Here is a 23534-nt window from a genome sequence, read left to right on the forward strand (position 1 = left end):
AGGGACGAAAGTCGGGCTTAGTGATCCGGTGGTTCCGCATGGAAGGGCCATCGCTCAACGGATAAAAGCTACCCTGGGGATAACAGGCTTATCTCCCCCAAGAGTCCACATCGACGGGGAGGTTTGGCACCTCGATGTCGGCTCATCGCATCCTGGGGCTGAAGTAGGTCCCAAGGGTTGGGCTGTTCGCCCATTAAAGCGGTACGCGAGCTGGGTTCAGAACGTCGTGAGACAGTTCGGTCCCTATCTGTCGCGGGCGTAGGAAGTTTGAGGAGAGCTGTCCTTAGTACGAGAGGACCGGGATGGACGCACCGCTGGTGCACCAGTTGTCACGCCAGTGGCACAGCTGGGTAGCTATGTGCGGACGGGATAAGCGCTGAAAGCATCTAAGCGTGAAGCCCCCTCCAAGATGAGACTTCCCACAGCGCAAGCTGGTAAGACCCCTCATAGACGATGAGGTTGATAGGTTCGGTGTGGAAGCGCGGTAACGCGTGGAGCTGACGAATACTAATCGGTCGAGGACTTATCCACACACTCTTAGCAATCATGCGTATTCAGTTTTGAAGGAATAAATCCTTCAACGTTCCTCGGTAGCTCAGTTGGTAGAGCAATCGGCTGTTAACCGATCGGTCGGCGGTTCGAGTCCGTCCCGAGGAGCCATATGGATGGATGTCCGAGCGGCCGAAGGAGCACGATTGGAAATCGTGTAGGCGGGGTTGACCCGTCTCGTGGGTTCAAATCCCACTCCATCCGCCATCTTGGCCCGTTGGTGAAGCGGTTTAACACAGCAGCCTTTCACGCTGTCATACAGGGGTTCGAATCCCCTACGGGTCACCTATGAATCCCAACTATTTGTTGGGTCCCTGACAAAAGTCGGGGAGTATGGAGGCTTAGCTCAGCTGGGAGAGCATCTGCCTTACAAGCAGAGGGTCGGCGGTTCGATCCCGTCAGCCTCCACCATTTAATATTTAGAAGAATAGTCAGCAAAAAAGCGCTGCACGATGCGGCAACGCTGACAATTGCTTCTATAAAATCGTCGCGGGATGGAGCAGCTCGGTAGCTCGTCGGGCTCATAACCCGAAGGTCGCAGGTTCAAATCCTGCTCCCGCAACCAAATTTTCCTTAACGGGAATTGGCTGCAACCAAATATGGAGCTGTGGTGAAGTTGGAGTTCACGCCGGTCTGTCACACCGGAGGTCGCGGGTTCGAGTCCCGTCAGCTCCGCCATTTCTTGACAAAAAGAATGGCGTATGCAATAATTATGGCTCGGTAGCTCAGTCGGTAGAGCAGAGGACTGAAAATCCTCGTGTCGGCGGTTCGATTCCGTCCCGAGCCACCATGTGTAGGGGCATAGTTTAACGGTAGAACGAAGGTCTCCAAAACCTTTGGTGTGGGTTCGATTCCTACTGCCCCTGCCATTTTTAAAAAGCAATAGTGAATATGGCGGTCGTGGCGAAGGGGTTAACGCACCGGATTGTGGCTCCGGCACTCGTGGGTTCAAGTCCCATCGATCGCCCCATATGATTTTCAAAGTTGGGGATTACTTATTGGGGTATAGCCAAGCGGTAAGGCAACGGACTTTGACTCCGTCATTCCTAGGTTCAAATCCTAGTACCCCAGCCATTTATATGCGGACGTAGCTCAATTGGTAGAGCGTCGCCTTGCCAAGGCGAAGGTCGCGGGTTCGAGACCCGTCGTCCGCTCCATTTTTCATCAACTCTATACGTGGAGGCATAGCCAAGGGGTAAGGCACGGGTCTGCAAAACCCTTATCCCCGGTTCAAATCCGGGTGCCTCCTCCAACTTAATTGCCGGTGTGGCGGAATGGCAGACGCGCGCGACTCAAAATCGTGAGGGAAACCGTGGGGGTTCAAGTCCCTTCACCGGCACCATCTATGTAATCAAGCTCTAAGGAAGCACTTCCTTAGGGTTTTTTGTTATGGATAAGCTTGATTCAGAAAAAGAGATCAACTAACGGAGGAGGCTACACTTTGCATATCCTCAATAATTGAAAATGATTATCATTATCTATTATAATATACGAGAACTGAAATTTTCACAAGGGGTAAATTTAAAAATGTGCTAGGCAGGATGCTACTGAATAAAGGCGGGCCTCCTCAGCCTCATTTATAGCAGGTGGGTTGGAAATGGATAAAAGAGAAGTTGGACGGTTAATCGATTACTATGCAAAAGAGTCGATGACGATCATGAGTGTGTCACTGGAAGAGCGCCAGCCGGGTATGAAGTATTTTGGCGGGCGGACAGGCTTGCACTCCGGTTTTATTTTTCCGCTATCTGGGAACGCAAAGATGTGGTTTGACGGTATGGAATACGACATGGAGCCAGGAATGGTCGTGCATGCCGGCCCGAATATGCGATTGGATCGCAAGGTGATCGGAGACAAGAAGTGGTCATATATTCTCGTGCTTTATCAGGTTGATCATCAGAAAACAGCAGACCAGTACAACTTTGCTGAGAAGCATTACATGCTGCGCCTCGTTGAGCAGAGTGTGCCATTGCAGGAAAAGCTCAGACATTTGGAACGATTTTGGAGCAGCCCGGGAGACTTGTACAAGCTGCGTGTCAAAGAGCTGTGGTACGGAATCCTCAACGAGTTGTTTGCGCTTGTCCAGCACAGTGAAAAAGACGAAGGACGCCTGCTTTTGGAACGGTTGCTTGATTACATTCATGATCATTACATGGAGAATCTGAGTATCAATCGGCTTGCTGAGCTGCACCAGATCAATGTCAACAGACTGGCTTATTTGTTTCAAAAGCATTTGAAAATCAGTCCAGGCGAGTATTTGAACAGGTACAGACTCAACCAGGCGAAAAATTTACTGAATATATTTCAAAATCAGATGAGCATCAAGGAAGTTGCACAAAGGACGGGTTTTGCTGATCCACTGTATTTCAGCAAGCGCTTCAAAAAATATACGGGGCTATCTCCGAGCGAGTTTCAGCGCGATTCATGAATATTCCATGCGCATTCATGAATGTGCCATTTTCTTTCAGTGGACTCGTTGCTATACTATGTGTGCGATTGATTATCATTATTAGCTTACAGTGACTTATCCCATCTGCCACTCGCATTGGCTTGCACAAGTGATAATCAAATAGCATGGAAATACCAAGGAGGGGGTACAGCTTTTGATTCGACGATTTTTCTCCTATTATCGACCATACAAATGGTTGTTCATGCTTGATTTTGGCTGCGCCATTATCGCCGGGCTTCTGGAGCTGGCGTTCCCGGTAGCCGTGAATGCCTTCATTGATGACCTGTTGCCAGGCGGCAAATGGGGACTGATTGTGTGGGCATCGCTCGGATTGCTTGCCCTGTACGTAGTGAATACCCTGTTGATGTACATCGTCAACTATTGGGGGCATATGCTGGGGATTAACATTGAGACGGATATGCGGCGAAAGTTGTTTGCACACATCCAGAAGCTCTCGTTCCGTTTCTTTGACAATTCGAAGACAGGGCACCTGATCGGACGCTTGACCAACGATATGAATATGATTGGCGAGATGGCGCACCACGGACCGGAAGATTTGTTTATCGCGATCATGACTCTTGTCGGTTCATTTGCGTTGATGCTGTCTATCAACTGGAAGCTTGCTGTGCTGACCTTTGTCGTCGTGCCAGTTATTATTTGGGTCGTCGTTCATTTCAACAAAAAGATGACGCAGGCAATTCATCAGCTTTTCCGTGACGTTGGAGACTTTAACGCCCGTATCGAGGACAGTGTAGGCGGCATTCGGGTCGTCAAGGCATTTTCCAACGAGGCGCATGAAGAAAAGCAGTTTGCCGTCAACAACGGACGTTTCCGCCTGACCAAGCTAAGCTCGTACAAACTGATTGCCAAAAACGGATCGATCAGCTATATGATGATGCGTTTTGTCACTTTGTTCGTCATGGTCTGCGGAACGTGGTTTGTCATTCAGCAAGAGCTTTCCTATGGAGAGTTTGTCGGATTTTTGCTGCTGACCAACGTGTTTTTCCGCCCGATCGAGAAAATCAATGCGATCGTGGAAAATTATCCGCAAGGCTTTGCCGGGTTCAAGCGCTATACGGAGCTATTGGATACAGAACCGGATGTAGCGGACGCCGCAGATGCAGTGGAAATGCAGCCATTCCAGCATGAAATCCGCTTTGATCGCGTTTCTTTTGGCTACGATGGCGAAAAAAGAGTGCTCAACGGCGTAAATCTGGTGATTCACAAAGGGGAAACCGTCGCATTCGTCGGCCCGTCTGGCGCGGGGAAAACGACTCTTTGCAGCTTAGTGCCGCGTTTTTACGAAGTCGAGGAAGGCTCCATTTCTGTCGATGGCATCGATATTCGTCAGGTGACACAAGAATCGTTGCGCAGACAAATCGGGATTGTGCAGCAGGATGTGTTCCTGTTTACAGGTACGATTCGCGAAAACATTTTGTACGGCAAGCTTGATGCGAGCGAAGAGGAAGTGTGGGAAGCAGCGCGCCGAGCGCGACTGGACGAATTTATTCGCGCTCAGGAGCAAGGAATGGACACTGTCATTGGCGAGCGGGGCGTGAAGCTGTCTGGGGGGCAAAAGCAGCGGCTGGCGATTGCCCGCATGTTCTTGAAAAACCCGCCGATTCTGATTTTGGACGAGGCCACTTCCGCACTGGATACGGAGACAGAGCTGGCGATTCAGCAATCGCTGTCCGAGCTGTCCAAAGGCCGCACGACACTGGTAATCGCCCACAGGCTGGCAACTATTAAAGATGCCGATCGGATTGTCGTGGTGACAGAGCAAGGCATCGTCGAGCAGGGACATCATCGGGATCTGGTCGACGCAGGCGGTGTATACAGCCGCTTGTACCAGGCACAGTTTGGGGTATTGAAAGACTTGGAAGTCGCGAGCCAACAGTAAAAGAGCAGCCGTGTCGTCTGAAACCGTGCTCGATGCGATTGTCTGTCAATGGGCAAGATCGAAGCGATGAAGCGGACACTTTTTACGGAATGGAAAAGAATGAAGTTGAAACCGATAATAAGATTGATTATCAATTTCAATAAAAGTATGATTAATTAGTGTGTCTTTAGCAGGATGAATGCGATTGCTTGTCCCAAAAAAGCGGAGTAGACGCGCACATTGAGCAGTAGCACTTGATTGCAAAAGGTGTGTGAAAGGAAAGATGGACATCAACAAGCTTGCCGAGCATTTTGCGCGTACCTCATTTCGAGTGGAGCAAGTATGTCGTTATGTGCGCGGGCCAGGGAAGAGCTGTGATGATTATACGGAGCCTTTTCCGGGATTTGTTTTTCCGCTGCGGGGCAAAGCCAATTTTGATTTCAGCGGCAAAGTGTACACGCTGACTCCGGGGAACGTGCTTCACGGTGGCGCGCGAATGCCGCTGAATCGAAGCGTCCTCGGCGATACGAAATGGGAATATTTACTCGTTTTATACCGGATCGTTGCACCGGAGCCGTCTGGCTTTTGCCTGCCGAACATGCATTTTCAGCTACACCCGGGGCAAAGCCCCCGCCTCCTGGAATTGCTGGAGCTATTGTGGCGCTCATCGAGAGAACCGGGCGGAATCCAGGCTTTTCAGACAGAAACGCTCTTCCGCTGCGTTCTGGAGGAACTGTTTGTCTGTGTCCGCAACCAAAGCAATGACGGAGAACAAGCGCTGTTTGAGCAAGTATCGAAGTACATACACGAACACTATATGGATGGGCTGAGCGTACGTGCTTTGGCTGAACTGAATGATATTAATGAAAACCGTTTGTTTTATGTGTTCAAAAAATACACGGGGTTGGGACCCGGCAAATATTTGATGGCCTACCGTCTCAATCGGGCGAAGGAGAGCCTGCTTGCGAATGACGCACCGATCGGCGAGGTGGCGAAAAGCGTGGGCTATGCCGATGCCTTGTACTTCAGCCGGATCTTCAAAAAGCAGGTGGGCCTCTCTCCAGCCGAATTTCGCGGAAGGTTCAGGAATAATCCATATGGATTTCAGGATGGCTCCATTCCTATCTAAAATGCGTTTTGCTACACTGACCGTAGTTTGATCGGTCAAGCAAAACTCACGTTATATCGGAGGAGACAGAATGAAAATACTCACAAGATTATTCGTATCGCTTGTCCTTTTGGCAGGTATTTTAGCGGGGTGCGCTGGAACGCCAGAGCCTGGCAATAATCAAGCAGGAGCAGGAACACCACCGGCAAAGGCGGATGAAGCCAAGCAAGAAACGGGCCAATGGCCGAGAACATACGTAGACGCACTTGGCCGCGAAATCGTGTTGGAAAAGAAACCAGAGAAAGTCGCGCTCTTATTCTTCCGTAACTTCGAGCATATGTTTTTGCTGGAGGAAACTCCTGTAGCCGCTACAGATTTGAATGTTCTGGATGATTGGGAGTCACTCGCTCCCTACAGATCGAGCAAAATCACAGATATCGGTTCCATGACGAGTCCGAACCTGGAAAAGCTGCTCGAAGTCGGGCCAGACCTGATTATTATGGTGTCCGGCCGCTATGGCAGCTATGGCGATAAATTGGAGAAGATCGCTCCGGTTATTACGGTAGACAGCAATGAAAACAACTGGCAGAAAGCTTTGCGGGAATACGGCAAAATCTTCGGCAAAGAGCAAAAGGCAGAAACAGAAATTACCCGGATCGAGACATTGATCGCGGATTCCAAAGAGCAATTGAAGAAATTCAGCGACAAGACGTTTGGTGTCATCATGCTGGGAGAAAAGCAATTTTGGGGCTTTACGACGCAATTTATTTTCAACAAGGAAACCGGCCTTGGCTTGCAGCCGCCAAGCAAATACGTCGACATGTCGTCCAAAGGGGAGCAGATTTCCCTGGAAGGATTGGCGGCGATGAACCCTGACTATATGTTCGTGTCTGATATCGGAGGCTCTTCGAAAAAATTGCAAGGCTATCTGAAAAATTTGGAAGGCGACTCCGCATGGAACTCGCTGAATGCAATCAAAAACGGACATATGTACGCGTTAGACAGTTCGATCGCAGCAGGCGGGCCGCTGGGAATCGAGTTGGGAGTCAAGACCATTGTGAAAAATATGCTGGCACAATAGAAAACGCTACTGCCTCTTTTGGCAGCGCAAGAAGTGCCAAAAAGGAGAGAAACGAACTATGAATCAAGCAGAATTGTTTGACGTTACGATTATCGGCGGAGGGCCAGCAGGACTTTTCGCTTCCTTTTACAGCGGCTTGCGGGAAATGAAAACAAAGGTCATTGAATATCAGCCAAGACTGGGCGGAAAAGTCCACGTCTATCCGGAAAAAATGATTTGGGATGTCGGCGGCCTGACGCCTACGCTGGGCGAAAAGCTGATCGAGCAGTTGATTCAGCAAGGCTTAACTTTCGATCCAACCGTCGTGTTGGGGCAAAAGGTGGAGCGGATTGCCCGGGATGAGAACGGCGTGTTCATCCTGCACACTTCGGCTGGGGAGCAGCATTATAGCAAAACCGTCATTTTGGCGATCGGCGGGGGAATTTTGGAGCCGCAACGGATCGACTTGGAAGGTGCGGAGAAATTCGAAGTATCCAACCTGAGCTATACCGTCAAATCATTGCGCCGCTTCAAGGACAAAACCGTGATCATTTCCGGGGGCGGCAACTCCGCAGTCGACTGGGCGAACGAGCTGGAGCCAATCGCTAAAAAAGTGTACCTGACCTATCGCAAAGAAGCGCTGTCCGGCCATGAGGCACAAGTGACGCAGTTGTTGAACAGCTCGGCAACATGCTTTTTCAACACGACGATTACCAAGCTGATCGCGTGCTCCAACCAGGAAAAAGTCGAGCGGGTGGAATTGACTAACCACTTGACCGGAGAAGTAGAGGAGCTGGCGATTGACGAAGTGATTATCAATCACGGCTATGAGCGCGACAGATCGCTTTTGCAAAACAGTCACGTGAATCTGGAAATGGCGAATGAATACTTCCTTGCCGGAACGACAACAGGCGCTACTTCCGAGCCGGGGATTTTTGCGGCGGGAGATGTGATTTCCTACGACGGAAAAGTGCATTTGATTGCCGGAGCTTTCCACGACGCAGCAAATGCGGTCAACCAGGCGAAGCTGTACATTCAGCCGGAAGCACATGAAAGCGGAATGGTTTCGTCTCACAATGAAATTTTCCAGAGCCGCAATCGCGAACTGATCAAGCAAATGATGAAATAGAGTGTCAAAACAGGGGCAGGAAATTCTCTCGGAGAGTTTCCTGCCCTTTGCATGTTTGCCAGGAAAGCAGATGATGATATTCTTAACAGTGGGCTTTTGGCATAAGCTCAGGAGCGTCGGTAAGAAAACGAGGTGAAAGGTTTTGAAGTACGGATTGTATGACAGGCCGCCCGCAGGCACGAGCATTTTGTCTGCGTTGCAGTGGATGATTGTCGCTGTCTCCAGCAGTGTTGCCGTTCCATTGATGATCGGAGACGTTTACGGCCTGAGGGCAGATGAGATTGGCAACCTGATGCAGCAGACGATGTTTTTCGTCGGTTTGGCTTCGCTGTTGCAAGTGTGGATTGGACACCGTTATCCGATGCTGGAAGGGCCGGCAGGATTGTGGTGGGGAATCTTTATCATTTTGGCTCAGTTGGGAACAAGCGTAGGACTGGCGCCGCGTGAAATCGGGCAGTCGTTTCAACTGGGGATGTGTCTGGCTGGTTTATTGTTTGTCGCATTCGGGGTGATGGGCTGGATCGGCAAACTGCAAAGATGGTTTACTCCGCTCGTATCGGGAACTTATATGATTTTGCTTGCTATTTCTTTATGCAGCAACATTTTAACCGGGATGCTGGGCATCGGCTTTCAGCATTCAAAAGAAGTGCAGCCTGGCGTAGCGCTTGTCTCTATCGGCATCGTCGCTTTGGTTGTGTGGGTGATGAGGACGAAACGCTTTTCCAGCTTTGCCGTCCTGTTCGGGATGGTAGGAGGCTGGGTGCTTTACGCGGCAATGGGCTGGACGGACCCTGTACGCCCGGCTGACCAGCTAATTTCCTGGCCGACATTCTTCTTCTGGGGAGCGCCGCGCTGGGATTGGGGCGTTGTGCTGACCAGCATGCTGACGGGATTTGTCCTTTTGACGAACCTGGTAACGAGTATGGTCGTTATGGGAAAAGCGACGGAGACGGTGCCGACTGATTCGCAGTACAATCGCGGCGGGATTTTTACGGGCGTGTCTCATCTGCTTTCCGGGGTGAGCGGTGTCGTCGGGATGATTCCTCTGTCGCTTGCTGCTGCGGTGATTCAAACGACCAAGATGGCGGCCCGCCTGCCTTTTATGCTGGCTATGATCGGGATGATGCTGATCGGTTTGCTCCCGGCTGTCGCTCATTTTCTGGCGGCATTGCCGACCCCGGTCGCTTATGCGGCGATGTTCATCTCGTATACGCAGCTTCTCGGATTCGGATTGAAAGATTACGCAACGGTGAAAATGGATGAGCGAACGATCACAGTCGGCGGAAGCTCGCTTTTGATCGGGATTGGCGTGATGTTCGTTCCGGCAACGGCCTGGCAAAAGCTGCCCGCTCTGGTCAGCTTCCTGTTCGGGAACGGTCTGCTGCTCGGTGTTATCGTTTGCTTGCTGCTGGAGCACGTTGTGTTCCGCAAGCAAAAGGGCAATCAGACAGAAAAAGACGGCCACGCTGCATGACGGGCCGTCTTTTTGCTAAGAAGCGACGATCGCGGTGTGAGTCAGCTCGCCGCCGTTGATTTCGGTAAACATGCGACCGACTGATCCGAGTATCTCGGCTTTTTTCTCGGCAGCAACTTGCTCGTGGAAGAAGATGACTTGCAGCAAGTTCCGGCTATGCTCGGTCACGCAAGTGCGTTTGGAATCGACAATCGGACTGCCGAAGGCTCCTTGTTCGTCCGCAAGCAGCAGCTTGCCTTCCATATGTACTTCGCGGCCGTTCAATCCTTCGTACACATCTGTTTCTTGTCCCAGACGGCAAGTTACATCGCCCGTAAGATGATCGATGTCATAAATGCCAAAGGGAAGTGCATGCAAGACGGAGAAGAAGTTATTGACGTCTACGGCACTGTTGATCCAGAAAAACGGATTGCCTTGCAACAGACGGCGAAGCAGCGCCTCGGATGACGGGCGATAGCGCGACGGGTCTATTCCCGCTTTTTTAAAAGCGCTGCGCCATTCCCGTACTCCTTCGATATCGGCAAGGCGGGACAGCTCATGTTCGAGCCGCAAGCTTTCTACAAAATAGTTGATACGACTTTGCAACATTTTGGGTGAATCGCTGACAGAAGCGCCACTGTATTGCAAAACGCCGAGGGAAAAGGCGGGAATGCGCTCGGTCACGGAAGCATCTAGCTGCACTTTCATCGTGAATCACTCCTTTTATAAAAAAATTCGCACGCGATCCGCTTTTTTTGTCAATGCTTGGAACGAAGAACAATTCTAAAGTAGTATAGCAAAATATTTTTGTGGAAGCGACTAAGCTTCGATACAATAGAAACAACAGAGGAGGTTTCCAAAGACGATGACGATGCGTGAAGTTGAGATTTATACAGACGGCGCCTGCTCTGGCAATCCCGGTCCTGGCGGCTGGGGAGCTGTGCTGATGTACGGGCAGCATATCAAGGAGATGTCAGGTGCCGAACCACATACAACGAATAACCGCATGGAGCTGCTTGCGCCGATCAAGGCGTTGGGCACGCTGAAAGAGCCTTGCAAGGTGACCTTGTACAGCGATAGCGCCTATTTGGTCAATTGTTTCCTGCAGGGATGGTACAAGGGCTGGCTGAAAAACGGCTGGAAAAACAGCAAGGGCCAGCAGGTCGAAAATCAGGATTTATGGAAAGAACTGCTTCGTCTGATGGATATCCATCAAGTAGAGTATGTGAAAGTAAAAGGACACGCCGACAACAAGTGGAACAACCGCTGTGACGAGTTGGCGACGGGAGCGATCAAACAACTGTGATTGACGAGCAAGACGTGCGCTACTGGCAACAGACGAAGCAGTCCATCATTGATTATGCCAAGGAAATCGGCATCGACAAGATTGGTTTTGCCAGCGCTGACCCTTTTTTGACACTCAAGGAACGACTGATGGAGCATAGGGAAAAAGGCTACGAATCCGGCTTTGAAGAGCCGGACCTGGAAAAGCGCACCCATCCTGACTTGCTGCTGGATGGGGCGCGATCCTTGATTTCGATCGCGCTGGCGTATCCGTCCAAGCTGGAGAATCCGCCCAAGTCCGAGCCAGGTGCTTATCGCGGAATACTGTGCCGGGCCGCTTGGGGCACGGATTACCACCACGTGCTGCGCGACAAGCTGGACAAGCTTGCCAAGTTCATAGCGGAGCTGGAGCCGGGGGCTAAAATCGAGTCGATGGTGGATACGGGCGCGCTGTCTGATCGCGCGGTCGCAGAACGGGCTGGCGTCGGCTTTGTCGGGAAAAACTGCGCGGTGATTACGCCCGAGTTTGGCTCGTGGGTTTATTTGGGCGAGTTGTTGACGAATTTGCCGTTGCCGACGGATCAACCGATCGAGGAAGGCTGCGGCGACTGCAATATATGTGTCGACGCCTGTCCGACCGGAGCGCTTGTGCAGGGTGGACAGCTCAATGCGCAGCGGTGCATCGCATTTTTGACTCAGGTAAAAAACTTCATTCCGGACGAATTTCGCGGAAAGATCGGGAACCGCTTGTACGGCTGTGATACGTGCCAGACAGTCTGCCCGAAAAATCGCCGGATCAACAGCAACCATCATCCGGAATTTCAGCCTGATCCCGAGACAGCCAAGCCGCTCCTGATTCCGCTTTTGGAGATGAGCAACAAGGAGTTCAAGGAAAAATTCGGCCTGTCGTCATCTTCATGGCGCGGCAAAAAGCCGATCCAGCGCAATGCGATTTTGGCATTGGCGCATTTCAAGGATCGCACGGCTGTTCCTCATCTGTCGCGCCTGCTGGCCAACGATCCGCGTCCGGTCATTCGCGGTACGGCAGCCTGGGCGCTGGGGAAAATCGGGGGAGCCGAAGCGGAAGCCGCACTCTTGCGGGCGCAGGAGCTGGAGCAAGATGCAGAGGTGCAGGATGAGATTGCAAAAGGAATGAGCCTGCTGGCGAAGCAAGAAAAGCAGGAGAAGCAAGATCGGCAGCAGGAAGCGAAATAAAGCGAGTTGCCGAGCTTCACCGTAAAGCAATTTGCCAAGCTTGCTTGTCACGCTGATTTTCTATCCGATCTGGTTGCATCCGAGCAGCCAAAAAGATGCTTGTTTGCATGGGAAGGCACAGGAAAGAAAGGGAGAGGATGTACGATGGCAAAAGAATTGGGCTATACCACGATGGAATCGCCGATTGGGCCGCTACTGCTCGCTTCGACTGAGGAAGGCTTGTGCTATATCGACTTTGCGAATGAAGAGGAAGGATTGCCACGTCTCGTCAGCTGGTGCAAAAAGACGTTTATCGGAATCACTCCGACGAAGAACGAAGCGAGCAACGAGCAAGCCAGGCTGCAACTGGAGCAGTATTTTGCTGGCGAGCGTACATCATTTGAGCTTCCTATCGTTCTGTACGGCACGCCTTTTCAAAAAACGGTGTGGAATGAGCTTGTGAACATCCCGTACGGGGAGACGCGCTCCTACAAGGATATTGCCGTCGCCATCGGTGCCGCCAAAGCGGTGCGGGCGATCGGGGGAGCGAACAACCGTAACCCGATCCCTGTCATTGTTCCTTGCCATCGGGTTGTCGGGGCGAATGGCGCGCTGGTCGGATACGGAGGCGGGTTATCCATCAAAGAATATTTGCTGTCGCATGAAGAAGGCCCGCTTTTCGCCCATTCGACTTCCAATCCAGCTGTCCGCTAGTACGGATGGCTTTTCTTTTCTTCTGAATGCCGTGTCCTTGACATATTCTGTTCGTGAGATGCCAGACGAAGCAGAATGCGGAGGGCAAAAGCGCGGGAAGAGGGGGAGCGGCAGATGGAATGGCGAACGTTTGTTAAGGAATACTTCGATGCGGTTCACCATGCCTGGTTGGACGGTCAGCTTGAGCGGCTGCGGCCTTTTTATATGGGAAAAGAGCATTTGCAAGCGGAAGAATGCGGCTGGGTGAACCGCGCATATGAGCAAATGCACAAGCGGGGGGCGAAGTTGTTGCAGGTAAAAGGCCGTGTAGCCCCGACCTGTTGGCTGGAGACGGCAGGTGCTGTGGACATAACCGTTTTCTGGACGGGAAAGCGCTGGTATCTGCTCCAAGGTCGCCTGCATGAAGAAGCGAGCAATCGGCTGCTTCAGCTTCGCCTGGACAAAGCAACAGGACAGTGGGAGATTGTCGGTACGAGGGAGCGGAGAGGCGATCCAAAGAGCGAGCGGGCAGAAGAGATCATGCTGCGCCGATCCGAATCTGCATCTGCCTACGAAGACGCTATGGCACAACCGCTGCTCGTCGTGCACGGGGCGGGAGGCTACCAGCCGGAAAAGGCAGTCGCGTACGCCGAGCGGTACTGGAATACGACGAATCCCGCTTACCCTCGCTTTACAGACGACTGCACGAATTTTATTTCGCAATGCCTGTATGCCGGGGGCATTCCCATGCTAATGTCCAAGGAAAAAGGCAAGGGCTGGTGGATTCGCACCGGAAAAAGCGCCGACTGGAGCTACAGCTGGACGGTGGCTCACAGCTTGTATTTGCTGCTGAAATCAGGAGGCCCGCCGATGCGTGCCGTCGCCAAGCCATCGGCTGCCGACCTCGTTCCGGGCGATATCATTTGCTACGATTTCAACGGAGATGGGCGCTTTCAGCACAATACGATTGTCGTCGCCAAGGACGCCAATCAAATGCCGCTGGTCAACGCCCACACGACAGACAGCCGAATGCGTTACTGGGCTTATGAAGACTCGACCGCCTATACGCCGCAGATGCGTTATGCCTTTTTTCACATCAGGGGCGTGTAAACAAGCTTTAGCGTCGGCGTTTGCGCACAGTTTGCATAAAAGAAACGCTGCGGGCGAGCCAGATGATGGCGGCGAAGACGAGCAAGTCGGAGAAGCTATGCGGCTCTCCTTTGATGGATTGCACATAGATCAGGCTGTGGAACAACACGAGAAGAAACAGCCATGGATTGGACAGATGCAACCTTTTCCATGAGGAGCCGCCCAACCATTTTTCTGCGCGATTGGACGATGTACACATGAGGGCCAGCAACAGGCCAAAAGCGATCGCCCCCAAATAGTTGGCGACACCGGAAAAGCTCCAGTTTGGCAGGGGCCACATGCCAGGATCGGGAGGTGTCAGCAGAAACAAGCCAAGCCATCCGCTTGCCTTGTCAGCCGGATTGCCCGTGACGATGAATAAATTTGGCTCGCCATCAAATAAGATGAGAACGAGGGCTACGTGCAAAAGTCCGGTCAGCCCAGCCCAGATGCCGACATCTCTGCGAATGGACAAGCAAGCCGTTGTCAGGCGTCCAGGCAGCCACGATTTGATCGGGCCAATCAGCAAGCTAAGACCAATGAACACAAACGAGAGATAACCAGCGATCATGCTGCACGTCTCCATGGCGGGGAAAGCGGCGAAATTCGGCCACATCCAAGCCGAAGCGATCCCGACAAAGCAAAGGGTTGCTCCGTGCGTGGCGAGGCGAAGCTGCACACGATTGGTCTTGTTCATTTTCAAGCGACACTCCTTTTGCATGTAATGGATGGGTTCCAGGTTAGATGCAGGAGCCTCGCTGTTCGTTACAGGTGTCGGCCAAGTGGTCATGACGCTGACACTTTATGTATAATAGAAGAGGTTTGGATTACCCAGTTCGTCATATACAAGGAGTTTTGCCGATATGCCGTTACATATTGTTTTGCATGAGCCGCTCATTCCTGCCAACACGGGAAATATTGCCCGCTCTTGTGCAGCGACGGGCGCTCATTTGCATTTGATTCATCCGCTTGGTTTTTCGACGGAGGACCGTTACTTGAAGCGGGCCGGCCTCGACTACTGGCACGCGGTGAACATTCATCACCACGAAAGCTTTGAGCATTTTGCCGCCGCGCAGGGAGAGGGAGCCGGTACGTTTTACTTTGTGGAGACGTGGGGCGAGAAGCTGTATACGGACGTTACTTTTCGCGATGGCGACTACATTATTTTGGGCAAGGAAACGACCGGGTTGCCGGAAGAGCTGACACAAAAATACCGGGAGCAAACGATTCGCATCCCGATGAGCGGAGCTACGCGTTCCGTCAACTTGTCCAACTGTGCGGCGATTGTTTTGTTTGAAGGCTTGCGGCAGATCGGTTTTCCGGGGCTTAGCTAGAGTCAGTTCATGGCAAAGCAGCTTTTCGCTCGTTGCCAAGGGCAGGTCTATGAAAAAGGGAGAGAACGCAAATGACTACGAATACGATCCTGTTTGATCTGGACGGTACGCTTCTGGAAATGCAGACCGAGCCGTTTGTCAAAAGCTATTTGGTGGAAGTGGGCAGGCACATTGGCGACAAGTACGATACCGAGAAGATGCTCAAGCTGATTTGGGACGCGACGAAGGCGATGATTGTAAACCAGGATGCGGACAAGACGAACGAGCAAGTATTTATCGAGTATTTTACGGCGAACAGCGAGTGGGAGCGCGAGGAAGTTTGGCCGCTGTTCGATTCCTTTTACCGCGATGTATTCCCGACACTGTCCCATCTGACTTATCCATCGCCGTGGGCCAAAAAAATTGTGGAGACAGCGAAAGCACAAGGTTACCGCGTCGCTGTCGCCACTAACCCGGTTTTTCCACGCGAAGCGATTTTCCATCGACTCGCCTGGATCGGAATGAGCGCAGACGATTTCGAGCTGGTGACGGTTTATGAAGAGTCTCATTTTACGAAGCCAAATCCAGGCTACTTCGCGGAGATTTGTCAAAAGCTCGGGGTACAGCCGACCGAGTGCATCATGATCGGCAACCATATGCAAGAAGACATGGTCGCGTCGACATTGGGCATGAAGACGTACCTGGTCACCAACTGGATGGAAGATCGCGGCGAACCGCAGTATCCGGTCGATCAGCGGGGGTCTTTGGAGGAGTTGTACCAGGCATTAACCGAGCGCACCGGAGTTTTTGCCCAAGCATAAAGACGCTGATGTCACGGTCAGCGATACGAAAAGCAGGCTGTCAGTCGCAAAAGCGGGACAAGCCTGCTTTTTCACATACTTTTCCCAAACACGTGCGGTAGGCTAGTCTATGTACCGATCATGCTTTGCCCATCAAAAGGAGGAAGTAAACGTGAAAAAATTCGTCTCGTCGATTGCTATGGCAGCATTGTTGTTCAGCGGAGTTTCAGTCGTGAGTGCGCAGGATAAACCAGCAGATACAACCGTTACGTACAGCAAGGAAGAAAAAGCGCAGCATCGCCTGGAAAAATGGCAAGCGTTGGCGACCAAGCTAGGCATTGCGGTGGAAGGAAAAACGGTTGAAGAACTGAAAACGGCTGTCGAGGCTGCGAAAGCGGCGAAAAAAGCTGAAAATCAGGAAAAGTGGGCAGAAAAGGCTGCCAAGTGGAGTGTGGAGACGGCAGGAAAAACTACCAAAGAAGTAAAAGCTGCTGTCCAAGAAGCAAAAGTAGCGAAGCAAGCAGAAAAAGCGGCGAAAAAAGCAGCCAAAGAAGCGAAAAAACAGGAGCAGCTCGCCAAGCTGACCGAAAAAGCAGCGAAGTGGGGCGTCGATCCTGCGGATAAGACGGCAAAACAAATCAAGGAAGAGATTGCTGCGAAAAAGGCTGCGAAAAAGGCAGAAAAAGCAGCGGAGAAGGCACAAAAGAAAGCGGACAAAAAGCCGCAGGCATAGGATGCGAAATACAATGAAAAAAGCAGGCTGCCTGTAATCGGCAACCTGCTTTTTTTCGCCTGGGAGCAACGTGCTGAAAACAGCAAATGGCTCGTTAGCTTGTCCTTACAGATTCCAGGTTTTGTCCTCGTTGTAGCCCGCTGTCAAGATGAAGAGCAGAAAAGCTGCGAAGACCAACGCTACGATAAACGTACCCATGTTGGACAGCTCCTTTCGTAAACAAACTACTCCCATTATAGCGTAGCCTGCCCACTTTGCAAACGGATTAACGATCAGGTAAGAGACAGCTTCCGGCGCTCGCTCGCAAGCTTCAGGAAAGCGCCCAAAGCAATCGGAACGCTGAGGATTTCACCTGTGTCCAGTTGCATCCCGTACACCCATTGGTACATCACGACAGCGAGGATGATCAATGTTGCGATTCCAGTCAAGTACAGTCCTTTTGTAATTTGAACAGCATGATCTTTTTGTGTGTGCATGTGTGTGGCCTCCATGGTTGTTCTATCAATAAAGTTTTTGTGTATGATTTCGGATCGATGAGTTTATTGTACAAAACAGACTAGCTTACAAACTATTGATTTAGCTTACAAAGCAATCAATCGTACCTTACATTTCCGTAATATTCCATGCGGTCAAAATGAATTTGCCTTCGTGCAAAATTTTTGTGGCAAGATTGCCGAAACTTGTGCTCATGTCTCGCATACACATATGAAAAGGCTTGATGAGCCTGTTGGCAACTGAAGAAAACGGGTTCCGCGCGAATGCGTGACCGCAGGCAGACATATACATGAGAGTACATTGTCGTTATGGAAGAGAGAGGGGCTTATGAGGGAGGAGTGTCGAACATGGACATTTTAAAACGGATCGCTGAGCACCGGGCCCGAGAAGAAAACCTGATGTGGAGAGGGACTTTCGCCGAGTATTTGCAGTTGGTACGCAAAAATCCGCAAATTGCCCAGACGGCTCATTCACGCGTCTACAACATGATTAAAAGTGCTGGTGTCGAAGAAAATGAGGATGGCACACGTTCGTACCAATTTTTCAGCCGGGAAATTTTCGGCCTGGATCGCTCCATTGAGCGGCTGGTCGAGGAATATTTCCATTCGGCGGCGCGTCGTCTGGATGTACGCAAGCGCATCTTGCTCTTGATGGGCCCTGTCAGCGGCGGTAAATCCACACTCGTTACGATGCTCAAGCGGGGGCTGGAGGAGTATTCCCGAACAGAGGCAGGCGCCATTTACGCGCTTGACGGCTGCCCGATGCAGGAAGAGCCGTTGCATCTGGTCCCGCATGAGCTGCGCCCGGAAGTAGAGGAAGAACTGGGCATCAAAATCGAAGGCGAGCTTACGCCGTACAACCGCATGAGGCTGGAAAGCGAATACGGCGGACGCATCGAAGACTTCCCGGTTTGCCGCATTCTTTTCTCGGAAGCGAATCGCGTCGGGATTGGTACATTCAGCCCCTCCGATCCCAAATCGCAGGATATTGCCGATTTGACAGGCAGCATCGACTTTTCCACGATCACCAAATACGGCTCCGAGTCCGATCCTCGCGCCTATCGCTTTGACGGGGAGCTGAACAAGGCCAACCGCGGTCTGATGGAGTTCCAGGAAATGCTCAAATGCGACGAGAAATTCCTTTGGCATTTGCTGTCGCTGACGCAGGAAGGAAACTTCAAGGCTGGACGATTTGCCTTGATATCTGCGGATGAGCTGATCGTGGCCCACACGAATGAATCCGAGTACAAAGCGTTTATTGCCAACAAGAAAAACGAAGCTTTGCAATCGAGGATTATCGTCATGCCGATGCCGTATAACTTGCGGGTCAGCGACGAAGAAAAAATTTATTCGAAATTAATTAAGCAATCGGATCTCGGACATGTGCATATTGCGCCGCATGCGCTGCGGTCAGCTGCTATTTTCTCTATTCTTACTCGTTTGAAGGAATCGAAAAAGCAAGGAGCCGATTTGCTGAAAAAAATGCGCCTGTACGATGGCGAATCGGTGGAGGGCTTCAAGGGTGCCGACCTGGAGGAGCTGCGAAACGAGCACGCGGACGAAGGCATGGCTGGCATCGACCCGCGCTATGTCATCAACCGCATCTCCAGTGCGCTGATTCGCCGCGATACGGAGTGCATCAATGCGCTGGATATTCTCCGCGCCCTGAAGGAAGGCTTTGACCAGCATCCGTCGATTACGAAGGAGCAGCGGGAGCGCTATATGAACTTCATCTCCAGCGCCCGCAAGGAATACGACGAGCTGGCGAAAAAAGAAGTGCAAAAAGCGTTTGTCTACAGCTACGAGGAGTCTGCGAAAACGCTCATGGACAATTACCTCGACAACGTCGAAGCGTATTGCAATATGAACAAAATTCGTGACCCCGTCACTGGTGAGGAGATGGACCCAGATGAGCGCCTGATGCGTTCGATCGAGGAGCAGATCGGCATCTCGGAAAATGCCAAGCGGGCATTCCGTGAAGAAATCCTCATTCGCATCTCGGCCTACGCGCGAAAAGGGAAGCGTTTTGACTACAGCACGCACGACCGTCTGCGCGAAGCGATCGAGAAGAAGCTGTTCGCCGATCTCAAAGACGTCGTCAAGATCACGACGTCGAACAAAACGCCGGATGAGCATCAATTGAAAAAGATCAACGAGGTGACAAAGCGCCTCATCGAAGAGCACAGCTATTGCCCGGTTTGCGCCAACGAGCTGCTCCGTTACGTGGGAAGCTTGCTGAACAGGTAATTGCTTGAAAGCCCGAACAGCCTGCCAAAGCACACTCACGCTTTTTATCCAGCACGTCATATTCGGCGCAGACTGCGCCAGTTGCTAGGAGGAGACGGCATGGAAGATGCACCATCGTTCATTGTCTCCCGGGAAGACTGGTCGCTGCACCGCAAAGGGTACCAGGACCAAAATCGACACCAGGAAAAAGTGAAAGAAGCGATCAAAAAAAACCTGCCCGATCTCGTAAGCGAAGAAAACATCATCATGTCAAACGGTCGGGAAGTTATCAAGATCCCTATTCGCTCCCTGGATGAATACCGATTGCGATTCAACTTCCAAAAGGGAAAGCATGGCGGTCAAGGCAAAGGAAACAGCAAGGTTGGAGATGTCGTTGCCAAAGACGGCGATCAGGCGCAAGGTCCGGGAAAAGGCCAAGGGGCTGGGGATCAGCCGGGAGTGGATTACTACGAAGCTGAAATCAGCGTCGAGGAATTGCAGGAAATGCTTTTCGCCGAGCTTGAGCTGCCGAATTTGCAGCGCAAAGACGAGGACCAGATTGTCATTGAGGAGACGCGTTTCAACGATGTCCGGAAAAAAGGGTTGATGGGCAACATCGACAAAAAGCGGACCCTGATCGCAGCGATCCGCCGCAACGCCCTCGCCGGCTACAGCGATCTGGAGCTGGGCATCAACGAGGACGACCTGCGCTTCAAAACGTGGGAAGAGATCATCAAGCCGCACTCGAACGCCGTCATCATTGCCATGATGGATACTTCGGGCAGTATGGGCGTCTTCGAAAAGTACATTGCGCGCAGCTTCTTCTTCTGGATGGTACGGTTTTTGCGCACGAAGTACGAAAAAGTGGAGATCGTCTTCATCGCGCACCATACCGATGCAAAAGAAGTGACTGAGGATACTTTTTTCTCAAAAGGAGAGAGCGGGGGAACGATTTGTTCCTCCGCCTACAAAAAAGCGCTGGAGATCATCGACAGCCGCTATCCGTCTTCGCAGTATAACATTTACCCGTTCCACTTTTCCGATGGCGACAACCTGACGTCCGACAACGAGCGTTGCGTGAAGCTGGTGAAAGAGCTTATGGACAGATGCAACATGTTCGGATATGGCGAGGTTAATCAGTATAATAGGCATTCCACACTCATGTCAGCGTATCGCCACATCAAGGAGCCGAAGTTCTTGCATTGTGTAATTCGGGAAAAGGGTGAGGTTTACAAGGCGCTCAGGACGTTTTTTGGGAAGAAGGAAGCGATGACTTGAAGGTAGGCTAGAAGAGATGATGGAAAGCCGACAGTATCCTGTGAGGGGATGCGGTCGGCTTTTTGCGTGAAATGGTTGATTACATTCTGTGCTTACAGTTTGTTGGTTTGCAACTAAAGTAAAGTTTGTTATTTTATATATCTATTAAAAGTATAATAAAAAGGAGCATGCTCTGTGAAAACATTAGTCATTGTAGCCCATCCTCATCTGGATCAATCGAAAGTGAACAAAGCCTGGGTGGAAAGACTGAAGCAGGAAGCGAGCATCACGGTTCACGATTTGTATGCGGCTTACCCTGCTTTCGAGATCGATGTGCAAAAAGAACAACAGCTCATGATGGAGCATGACCGGGTTGTCTTTCAGTTCCCGTTCTACTGGTACAGCACGCCAGCCATTTTGAAGCAATGGCAGGATGCTGTTTTGACTTATGGCTGGGCTTATGGCGCAGAAGGAAACAAGCTGCACAACAAAGAGTTCTTGCTGGCAATTTCTGCGGGCGGGCCGGAGCAAGCCTACGCACGTGATGGCTATAACTTTTTCACAATCGAAGAGCTGACGACACCACTGCATGCGATGGCAAACTTGACGGGAATGAAGTATCTGGCTTCGTTCCGGTTCCATGGCGCGGGTCAAGCATCGGAGGAACAGATCAAGCATAGCGCGGGGGAGTATGTAAAGCATATTTTGAATCCTGCTTTGGCGAAGTAAGGACACGCTAACGGTGTACAATACCTCTTAGTGGAAAAGGGGATGCGGCGGCTTGGCGGAAGGATGCAGGGAAGATGGGGGCAAATTTTTGACCGCGCTTCTCCCCGATGTGAGAAAACGGCTGATGCTAGGAGTTTAGCAGTGCGGTAGTAGTTGAACTGTATTTGGAAAATATGTAAAATGAATGTATCGGTCGCATGCTAAAGGCGACAGGCCGATTTCCGTGCGTGTGCAATGTAGACCCTCCACAAGTCTACTCCCACGGATAATCTCGACTTTCCACTAAGCTTTCGAAAACAACGATGCGAGCATCCTCTCAGCCCAAAAAGCTCCGGGGATGCTCGCATACGTTGGGAGAGTAAGCGCCAAGCCAGTTTGGACGACTGGAGTCTCCGTGAAATCAGGCAGAATACAACCGAGAAAATGGGCTGCTCGAAAGAGAGTGTGAGAACGCTTGCGGTTGTAGGGATTGGGAAGACAGGGGGTGTTCGAAAGCTTAGTGGAGAGCTTCGGGGTTAGCACGGGGTAGCGGAAGCCATATGGTTCAGCGATTTCCAGTTCGAAAGCTTAGTGGAAAGCTTCGGGGTTAGCACTGTAAAAATCGAATTTCAGGTTCAGAGTACACTTCTACGTTCGAAAGCTTAGTGGAAAGCTTCGGGGTTAGCACAAGGCTGCTGGCGCGTGCAAAATTTCCGTTGTTTGTTCGAAAGCTTAGTGGAAAGCTTCGGGGTTAGCACGCAGGTTACCGTAGGAGTTAAGGATGTTGTCAATATTTTGTTCGAAAGCTTAGTGGAAAGCTTCGGGGTTAGCACCAGGGCTCAATGCTTGCTTTTGACTCATGGACTCACTGTTCGAAAGCTTAGTGGAAAGCTTTGGGATTAGCACCCTGCTGCCGAATGCCGTGTGAGTGGATGTACAGCAGTTGAGCAGTTCGAAAGCTTAGTGGAGAGCTTTTGGGATAGCACGTGAACCAGGAGATTATAAAGACATGTGGGGTCGCTTATTTATTTACGCCGACATGTCAAACGTGTTATGATGGAAGCAAGATCGGTTACACTTTCAACATGAAGTGTTTAATGTTTAACCAAAAGTGGACAAAATAAAAACCGACAGGGTGTTCCCGCACTCTGCCGGTAGTACAATAGACGTTCCCTCAAGGGGACGGCTCAGCTTAATAGTCGATCAGAATGACCGCCTTGGACGCCAATCTCAAGGGCGGTCATTTCTTTTGGTCAGGGCAACAACGATTGTTACAACGAGACTCAACAGCCCAACGATAAAGCCGCCGAACTGGAGCATAAGTGTAAGCATTTCGTGAGTAATTGCCACGTTCCCACCTCCCCTCGCTTCCGACATGGGAGATGAGCCGACCACCCTTGAGAGCCGTGTCTAATGTACTTGCCCATATTTTACTATGAGATTTCGGGTAAAGCCATTTTTATCTTGCAGGATCTTCTACGATCTTCCATGATCTTGTAAAATCACGATCCAATCTGTTTCAGACGATTATTTTTCTAACAAACTCCAGGGGTTCATATGGGGGGCGTGACATCATCATAGTTGATCTGTATTTGGAAAATATATAAAATAAACGTATCGGTCGCATGCTAAAGGCAACAGGCCGATTTCCGTGCGTGTGCAAATGTAGACCCTCCACAAGTCTACTCCCACGGATAATCTCGACTTTCCACTAAGCTTTCGAAAACAACGATGCGAGCATCCTCTCAGCCCAAAAAGCTCCGGGGATGCTCGCATACGTTGGGAGAGTAGGCGCAAAGCCAGTTTGGACGACTGGAGTCTCCGTGAAATCAGGCAGAATACAACCGAGAAAATGGGCTGCTCGAAAGAGAGTGCGGGAACGCTTGCGGTTGTAGGGATTGGTAAGACAGGAGTTCGAAAGCTTAGTGGAAAGCTTCGAGGTTAGCACTGTGACAACGCTTTGAAAGTTGTCATCAAACCATAGATATGTTCGAAAGCTTAGTGGAAAGCTTCGAGGTTAGCACGCTCCATTCCTGATATTGCTCTAATGCCGCTTTACGCAGTTCGAAAGCTTAGTGGA

Annotated in this window: 20 protein-coding genes, 13 tRNA genes, 1 rRNA gene and 2 CRISPR repeat arrays (2 of these 36 only partly in view); of the genes, 30 read left to right on the forward strand and 4 right to left on the reverse strand. The window is 51.1% G+C overall.

Annotated elements, in window-relative coordinates; translation table 11 throughout:
• The 20 genes from NST23_RS05285 to NST23_RS05380 all read left to right on the forward strand — a co-directional run.
• A 23S ribosomal RNA gene (locus NST23_RS05285) occupies positions 1 to 531 on the forward strand (it extends 2397 nt beyond the left edge of the window).
• Positions 532 to 584: 53 nt separating this feature from the next.
• Positions 585 to 660, forward strand: a tRNA-Asn gene (locus NST23_RS05290).
• A gap of 3 nt (positions 661 to 663) precedes the next feature.
• Positions 664 to 756, forward strand: a tRNA-Ser gene (locus NST23_RS05295).
• A 4-nt stretch (positions 757 to 760) separates the two neighbouring features.
• Positions 761 to 834, forward strand: a tRNA-Glu gene (locus NST23_RS05300).
• A 50-nt stretch (positions 835 to 884) separates the two neighbouring features.
• Positions 885 to 960 (forward strand) — tRNA-Val (locus NST23_RS05305).
• A gap of 77 nt (positions 961 to 1037) precedes the next feature.
• Positions 1038 to 1114 (forward strand) — tRNA-Met (locus tag NST23_RS05310).
• A 36-nt stretch (positions 1115 to 1150) separates the two neighbouring features.
• Positions 1151 to 1227, forward strand: a tRNA-Asp gene (locus tag NST23_RS05315).
• A 36-nt stretch (positions 1228 to 1263) separates the two neighbouring features.
• A tRNA-Phe gene (locus NST23_RS05320) sits at positions 1264 to 1339 on the forward strand.
• A 5-nt stretch (positions 1340 to 1344) separates the two neighbouring features.
• Positions 1345 to 1418, forward strand: a tRNA-Trp gene (locus NST23_RS05325).
• Between the two features lie 25 nt (positions 1419 to 1443).
• Positions 1444 to 1519, forward strand: a tRNA-His gene (locus NST23_RS05330).
• A gap of 29 nt (positions 1520 to 1548) precedes the next feature.
• A tRNA-Gln gene (locus NST23_RS05335) sits at positions 1549 to 1623 on the forward strand.
• A gap of 7 nt (positions 1624 to 1630) precedes the next feature.
• A tRNA-Gly gene (locus tag NST23_RS05340) sits at positions 1631 to 1706 on the forward strand.
• Positions 1707 to 1727: 21 nt separating this feature from the next.
• Positions 1728 to 1801 (forward strand) — tRNA-Cys (locus tag NST23_RS05345).
• Between the two features lie 8 nt (positions 1802 to 1809).
• Positions 1810 to 1891 (forward strand) — tRNA-Leu (locus NST23_RS05350).
• A gap of 255 nt (positions 1892 to 2146) precedes the next feature.
• On the forward strand, positions 2147 to 2974 hold the full coding sequence (locus tag NST23_RS05355; RefSeq protein ID WP_217021830.1) for a helix-turn-helix transcriptional regulator: 828 nt from the start codon (positions 2147 to 2149) through the stop codon (positions 2972 to 2974).
• Positions 2975 to 3149: 175 nt separating this feature from the next.
• Positions 3150 to 4895, forward strand: coding sequence for an ABC transporter ATP-binding protein (locus NST23_RS05360; RefSeq protein ID WP_122962663.1), 1746 nt, complete (start codon positions 3150 to 3152; stop codon positions 4893 to 4895).
• A gap of 262 nt (positions 4896 to 5157) precedes the next feature.
• Positions 5158 to 6003 (forward strand): helix-turn-helix domain-containing protein, encoded by an 846-nt coding sequence (locus NST23_RS05365; RefSeq protein ID WP_173598232.1) that lies wholly within the window; start codon positions 5158 to 5160, stop codon positions 6001 to 6003.
• A gap of 70 nt (positions 6004 to 6073) precedes the next feature.
• Positions 6074 to 7063 carry an ABC transporter substrate-binding protein gene (locus NST23_RS05370; protein WP_173598233.1) on the forward strand — a complete coding sequence of 330 codons (990 nt, stop codon included), beginning with the start codon at positions 6074 to 6076 and terminating at the stop codon, positions 7061 to 7063.
• Positions 7064 to 7121: 58 nt separating this feature from the next.
• A complete protein-coding gene (locus NST23_RS05375; protein WP_122962666.1) occupies positions 7122 to 8171 on the forward strand; it encodes an NAD(P)/FAD-dependent oxidoreductase in 1050 nt (349 codons plus the stop codon).
• Between the two features lie 142 nt (positions 8172 to 8313).
• Positions 8314 to 9645: a purine/pyrimidine permease gene (locus tag NST23_RS05380; protein ID WP_173598234.1), complete on the forward strand. Its 1332-nt coding sequence runs from the start codon at positions 8314 to 8316 to the stop codon at positions 9643 to 9645.
• Positions 9646 to 9660: 15 nt separating this feature from the next.
• On the opposite strand, the gene NST23_RS05385 is transcribed toward NST23_RS05380, so the two are convergent.
• The gene (locus NST23_RS05385; RefSeq protein ID WP_280649351.1) at positions 9661 to 10332 is read right to left on the reverse strand and encodes a B3/B4 domain-containing protein; all 672 of its coding nucleotides are present in this window, start codon (positions 10330 to 10332) and stop codon (positions 9661 to 9663) included.
• 157 nt (positions 10333 to 10489) lie between these two features.
• On the opposite strand from NST23_RS05385, the gene rnhA reads away from it, so the two are divergent.
• The 4 genes from rnhA to NST23_RS05405 all read left to right on the forward strand — a co-directional run bounded on the left by rnhA (position 10490) and on the right by NST23_RS05405 (position 13905).
• A complete protein-coding gene (rnhA, locus tag NST23_RS05390; protein WP_173600078.1) occupies positions 10490 to 10930 on the forward strand; it encodes a ribonuclease HI in 441 nt (146 codons plus the stop codon).
• Positions 10927 to 12123 (forward strand): tRNA epoxyqueuosine(34) reductase QueG, encoded by a 1197-nt coding sequence (gene queG / locus NST23_RS05395; RefSeq protein WP_173600077.1) that lies wholly within the window; start codon positions 10927 to 10929, stop codon positions 12121 to 12123. The genes rnhA and queG overlap by 4 nt, the downstream gene beginning before the upstream one ends.
• A 144-nt stretch (positions 12124 to 12267) precedes the next feature.
• Positions 12268 to 12816 (forward strand): methylated-DNA--[protein]-cysteine S-methyltransferase, encoded by a 549-nt coding sequence (locus NST23_RS05400; RefSeq protein WP_173598237.1) that lies wholly within the window; start codon positions 12268 to 12270, stop codon positions 12814 to 12816.
• Between the two features lie 114 nt (positions 12817 to 12930).
• Entirely contained in the window at positions 12931 to 13905 is a 975-nt protein-coding gene (locus NST23_RS05405; protein WP_173600076.1) for an amidase domain-containing protein, read from the forward strand.
• A 7-nt stretch (positions 13906 to 13912) separates the two neighbouring features.
• On the opposite strand, the gene NST23_RS05410 is transcribed toward NST23_RS05405, so the two are convergent.
• Positions 13913 to 14620 carry a ferric reductase-like transmembrane domain-containing protein gene (locus tag NST23_RS05410; protein ID WP_309538918.1) on the reverse strand — a complete coding sequence of 236 codons (708 nt, stop codon included), beginning with the start codon at positions 14618 to 14620 and terminating at the stop codon, positions 13913 to 13915.
• Between the two features lie 166 nt (positions 14621 to 14786).
• Here NST23_RS05410 and trmL point away from each other — a divergent pair, with 166 nt between their 5' ends.
• The 3 genes from trmL (at position 14787) to NST23_RS05425 (ending at position 16769) form a co-directional block, all read left to right on the forward strand.
• The gene (gene trmL / locus NST23_RS05415; RefSeq protein WP_122962673.1) at positions 14787 to 15257 is read left to right on the forward strand and encodes a tRNA (uridine(34)/cytosine(34)/5-carboxymethylaminomethyluridine(34)-2'-O)-methyltransferase TrmL; all 471 of its coding nucleotides are present in this window, start codon (positions 14787 to 14789) and stop codon (positions 15255 to 15257) included.
• A 71-nt stretch (positions 15258 to 15328) separates the two neighbouring features.
• Positions 15329 to 16057, forward strand: a complete 729-nt coding sequence (locus NST23_RS05420; protein WP_217021836.1) for an HAD family hydrolase — start codon at positions 15329 to 15331, stop codon at positions 16055 to 16057.
• A 151-nt stretch (positions 16058 to 16208) separates the two neighbouring features.
• A complete protein-coding gene (locus NST23_RS05425; RefSeq protein ID WP_340963277.1) occupies positions 16209 to 16769 on the forward strand; it encodes a hypothetical protein in 561 nt (186 codons plus the stop codon).
• A gap of 272 nt (positions 16770 to 17041) precedes the next feature.
• Here NST23_RS05425 and NST23_RS05430 read toward each other — a convergent pair whose 3' ends face one another.
• The gene (locus NST23_RS05430; protein WP_122962676.1) at positions 17042 to 17245 is read right to left on the reverse strand and encodes a hypothetical protein; all 204 of its coding nucleotides are present in this window, start codon (positions 17243 to 17245) and stop codon (positions 17042 to 17044) included.
• Positions 17246 to 17611: 366 nt separating this feature from the next.
• On the opposite strand from NST23_RS05430, the gene NST23_RS05435 reads away from it, so the two are divergent.
• The 3 genes from NST23_RS05435 to NST23_RS05445 all read left to right on the forward strand — a co-directional run bounded on the left by NST23_RS05435 (position 17612) and on the right by NST23_RS05445 (position 21475).
• Positions 17612 to 19510, forward strand: a complete 1899-nt coding sequence (locus NST23_RS05435; RefSeq protein ID WP_063229640.1) for a PrkA family serine protein kinase — start codon at positions 17612 to 17614, stop codon at positions 19508 to 19510.
• 99 nt (positions 19511 to 19609) lie between these two features.
• Positions 19610 to 20767, forward strand: coding sequence for a sporulation protein YhbH (gene yhbH, locus NST23_RS05440; RefSeq protein WP_122962677.1), 1158 nt, complete (start codon positions 19610 to 19612; stop codon positions 20765 to 20767).
• 174 nt (positions 20768 to 20941) lie between these two features.
• Positions 20942 to 21475, forward strand: a complete 534-nt coding sequence (locus NST23_RS05445; RefSeq protein WP_340963280.1) for an NAD(P)H-dependent oxidoreductase — start codon at positions 20942 to 20944, stop codon at positions 21473 to 21475.
• 486 nt (positions 21476 to 21961) lie between these two features.
• Positions 21962 to 22441: direct repeats of the CRISPR family, unit length 36 nt.
• 243 nt (positions 22442 to 22684) lie between these two features.
• Here NST23_RS05445 and NST23_RS05450 read toward each other — a convergent pair.
• Positions 22685 to 22804, reverse strand: a complete 120-nt coding sequence (locus tag NST23_RS05450; RefSeq protein ID WP_229049831.1) for a putative holin-like toxin — start codon at positions 22802 to 22804, stop codon at positions 22685 to 22687.
• 562 nt (positions 22805 to 23366) lie between these two features.
• Positions 23367 to 23534: direct repeats of the CRISPR family, unit length 36 nt; unit sequence GTTCGAAAGCTTAGTGGAAAGCTTCGAGGTTAGCAC (it continues 452 nt past the right edge of the window).

Origin of the sequence: Brevibacillus sp. FSL K6-0770 (assembly GCF_038000275.1) — a bacterium.
GTDB lineage: Bacteria > Bacillota > Bacilli > Brevibacillales > Brevibacillaceae > Brevibacillus > Brevibacillus parabrevis.

Coding starts and splice junctions, on each gene's coding strand:
- NST23_RS05355 (WP_217021830.1), top strand. CDS start 2,147: ATGGATAAAAGAGAAGTTGGACGGTTAATCGATTACTATGCAAAAGAG.
- NST23_RS05365 (WP_173598232.1), top strand. CDS start 5,158: ATGGACATCAACAAGCTTGCCGAGCATTTTGCGCGTACCTCATTTCGA.
- NST23_RS05370 (WP_173598233.1), top strand. CDS start 6,074: ATGAAAATACTCACAAGATTATTCGTATCGCTTGTCCTTTTGGCAGGT.
- NST23_RS05375 (WP_122962666.1), top strand. CDS start 7,122: ATGAATCAAGCAGAATTGTTTGACGTTACGATTATCGGCGGAGGGCCA.
- NST23_RS05385 (WP_280649351.1), bottom strand. CDS start 10,332: ATGAAAGTGCAGCTAGATGCTTCCGTGACCGAGCGCATTCCCGCCTTT.
- rnhA (WP_173600078.1), top strand. CDS start 10,490: ATGACGATGCGTGAAGTTGAGATTTATACAGACGGCGCCTGCTCTGGC.
- NST23_RS05400 (WP_173598237.1), top strand. CDS start 12,268: ATGGCAAAAGAATTGGGCTATACCACGATGGAATCGCCGATTGGGCCG.
- NST23_RS05405 (WP_173600076.1), top strand. CDS start 12,931: ATGGAATGGCGAACGTTTGTTAAGGAATACTTCGATGCGGTTCACCAT.
- NST23_RS05410 (WP_309538918.1), bottom strand. CDS start 14,620: ATGAACAAGACCAATCGTGTGCAGCTTCGCCTCGCCACGCACGGAGCA.
- trmL (WP_122962673.1), top strand. CDS start 14,787: ATGCCGTTACATATTGTTTTGCATGAGCCGCTCATTCCTGCCAACACG.
- NST23_RS05420 (WP_217021836.1), top strand. CDS start 15,329: ATGACTACGAATACGATCCTGTTTGATCTGGACGGTACGCTTCTGGAA.
- NST23_RS05430 (WP_122962676.1), bottom strand. CDS start 17,245: ATGCACACACAAAAAGATCATGCTGTTCAAATTACAAAAGGACTGTAC.
- NST23_RS05435 (WP_063229640.1), top strand. CDS start 17,612: ATGGACATTTTAAAACGGATCGCTGAGCACCGGGCCCGAGAAGAAAAC.
- yhbH (WP_122962677.1), top strand. CDS start 19,610: ATGGAAGATGCACCATCGTTCATTGTCTCCCGGGAAGACTGGTCGCTG.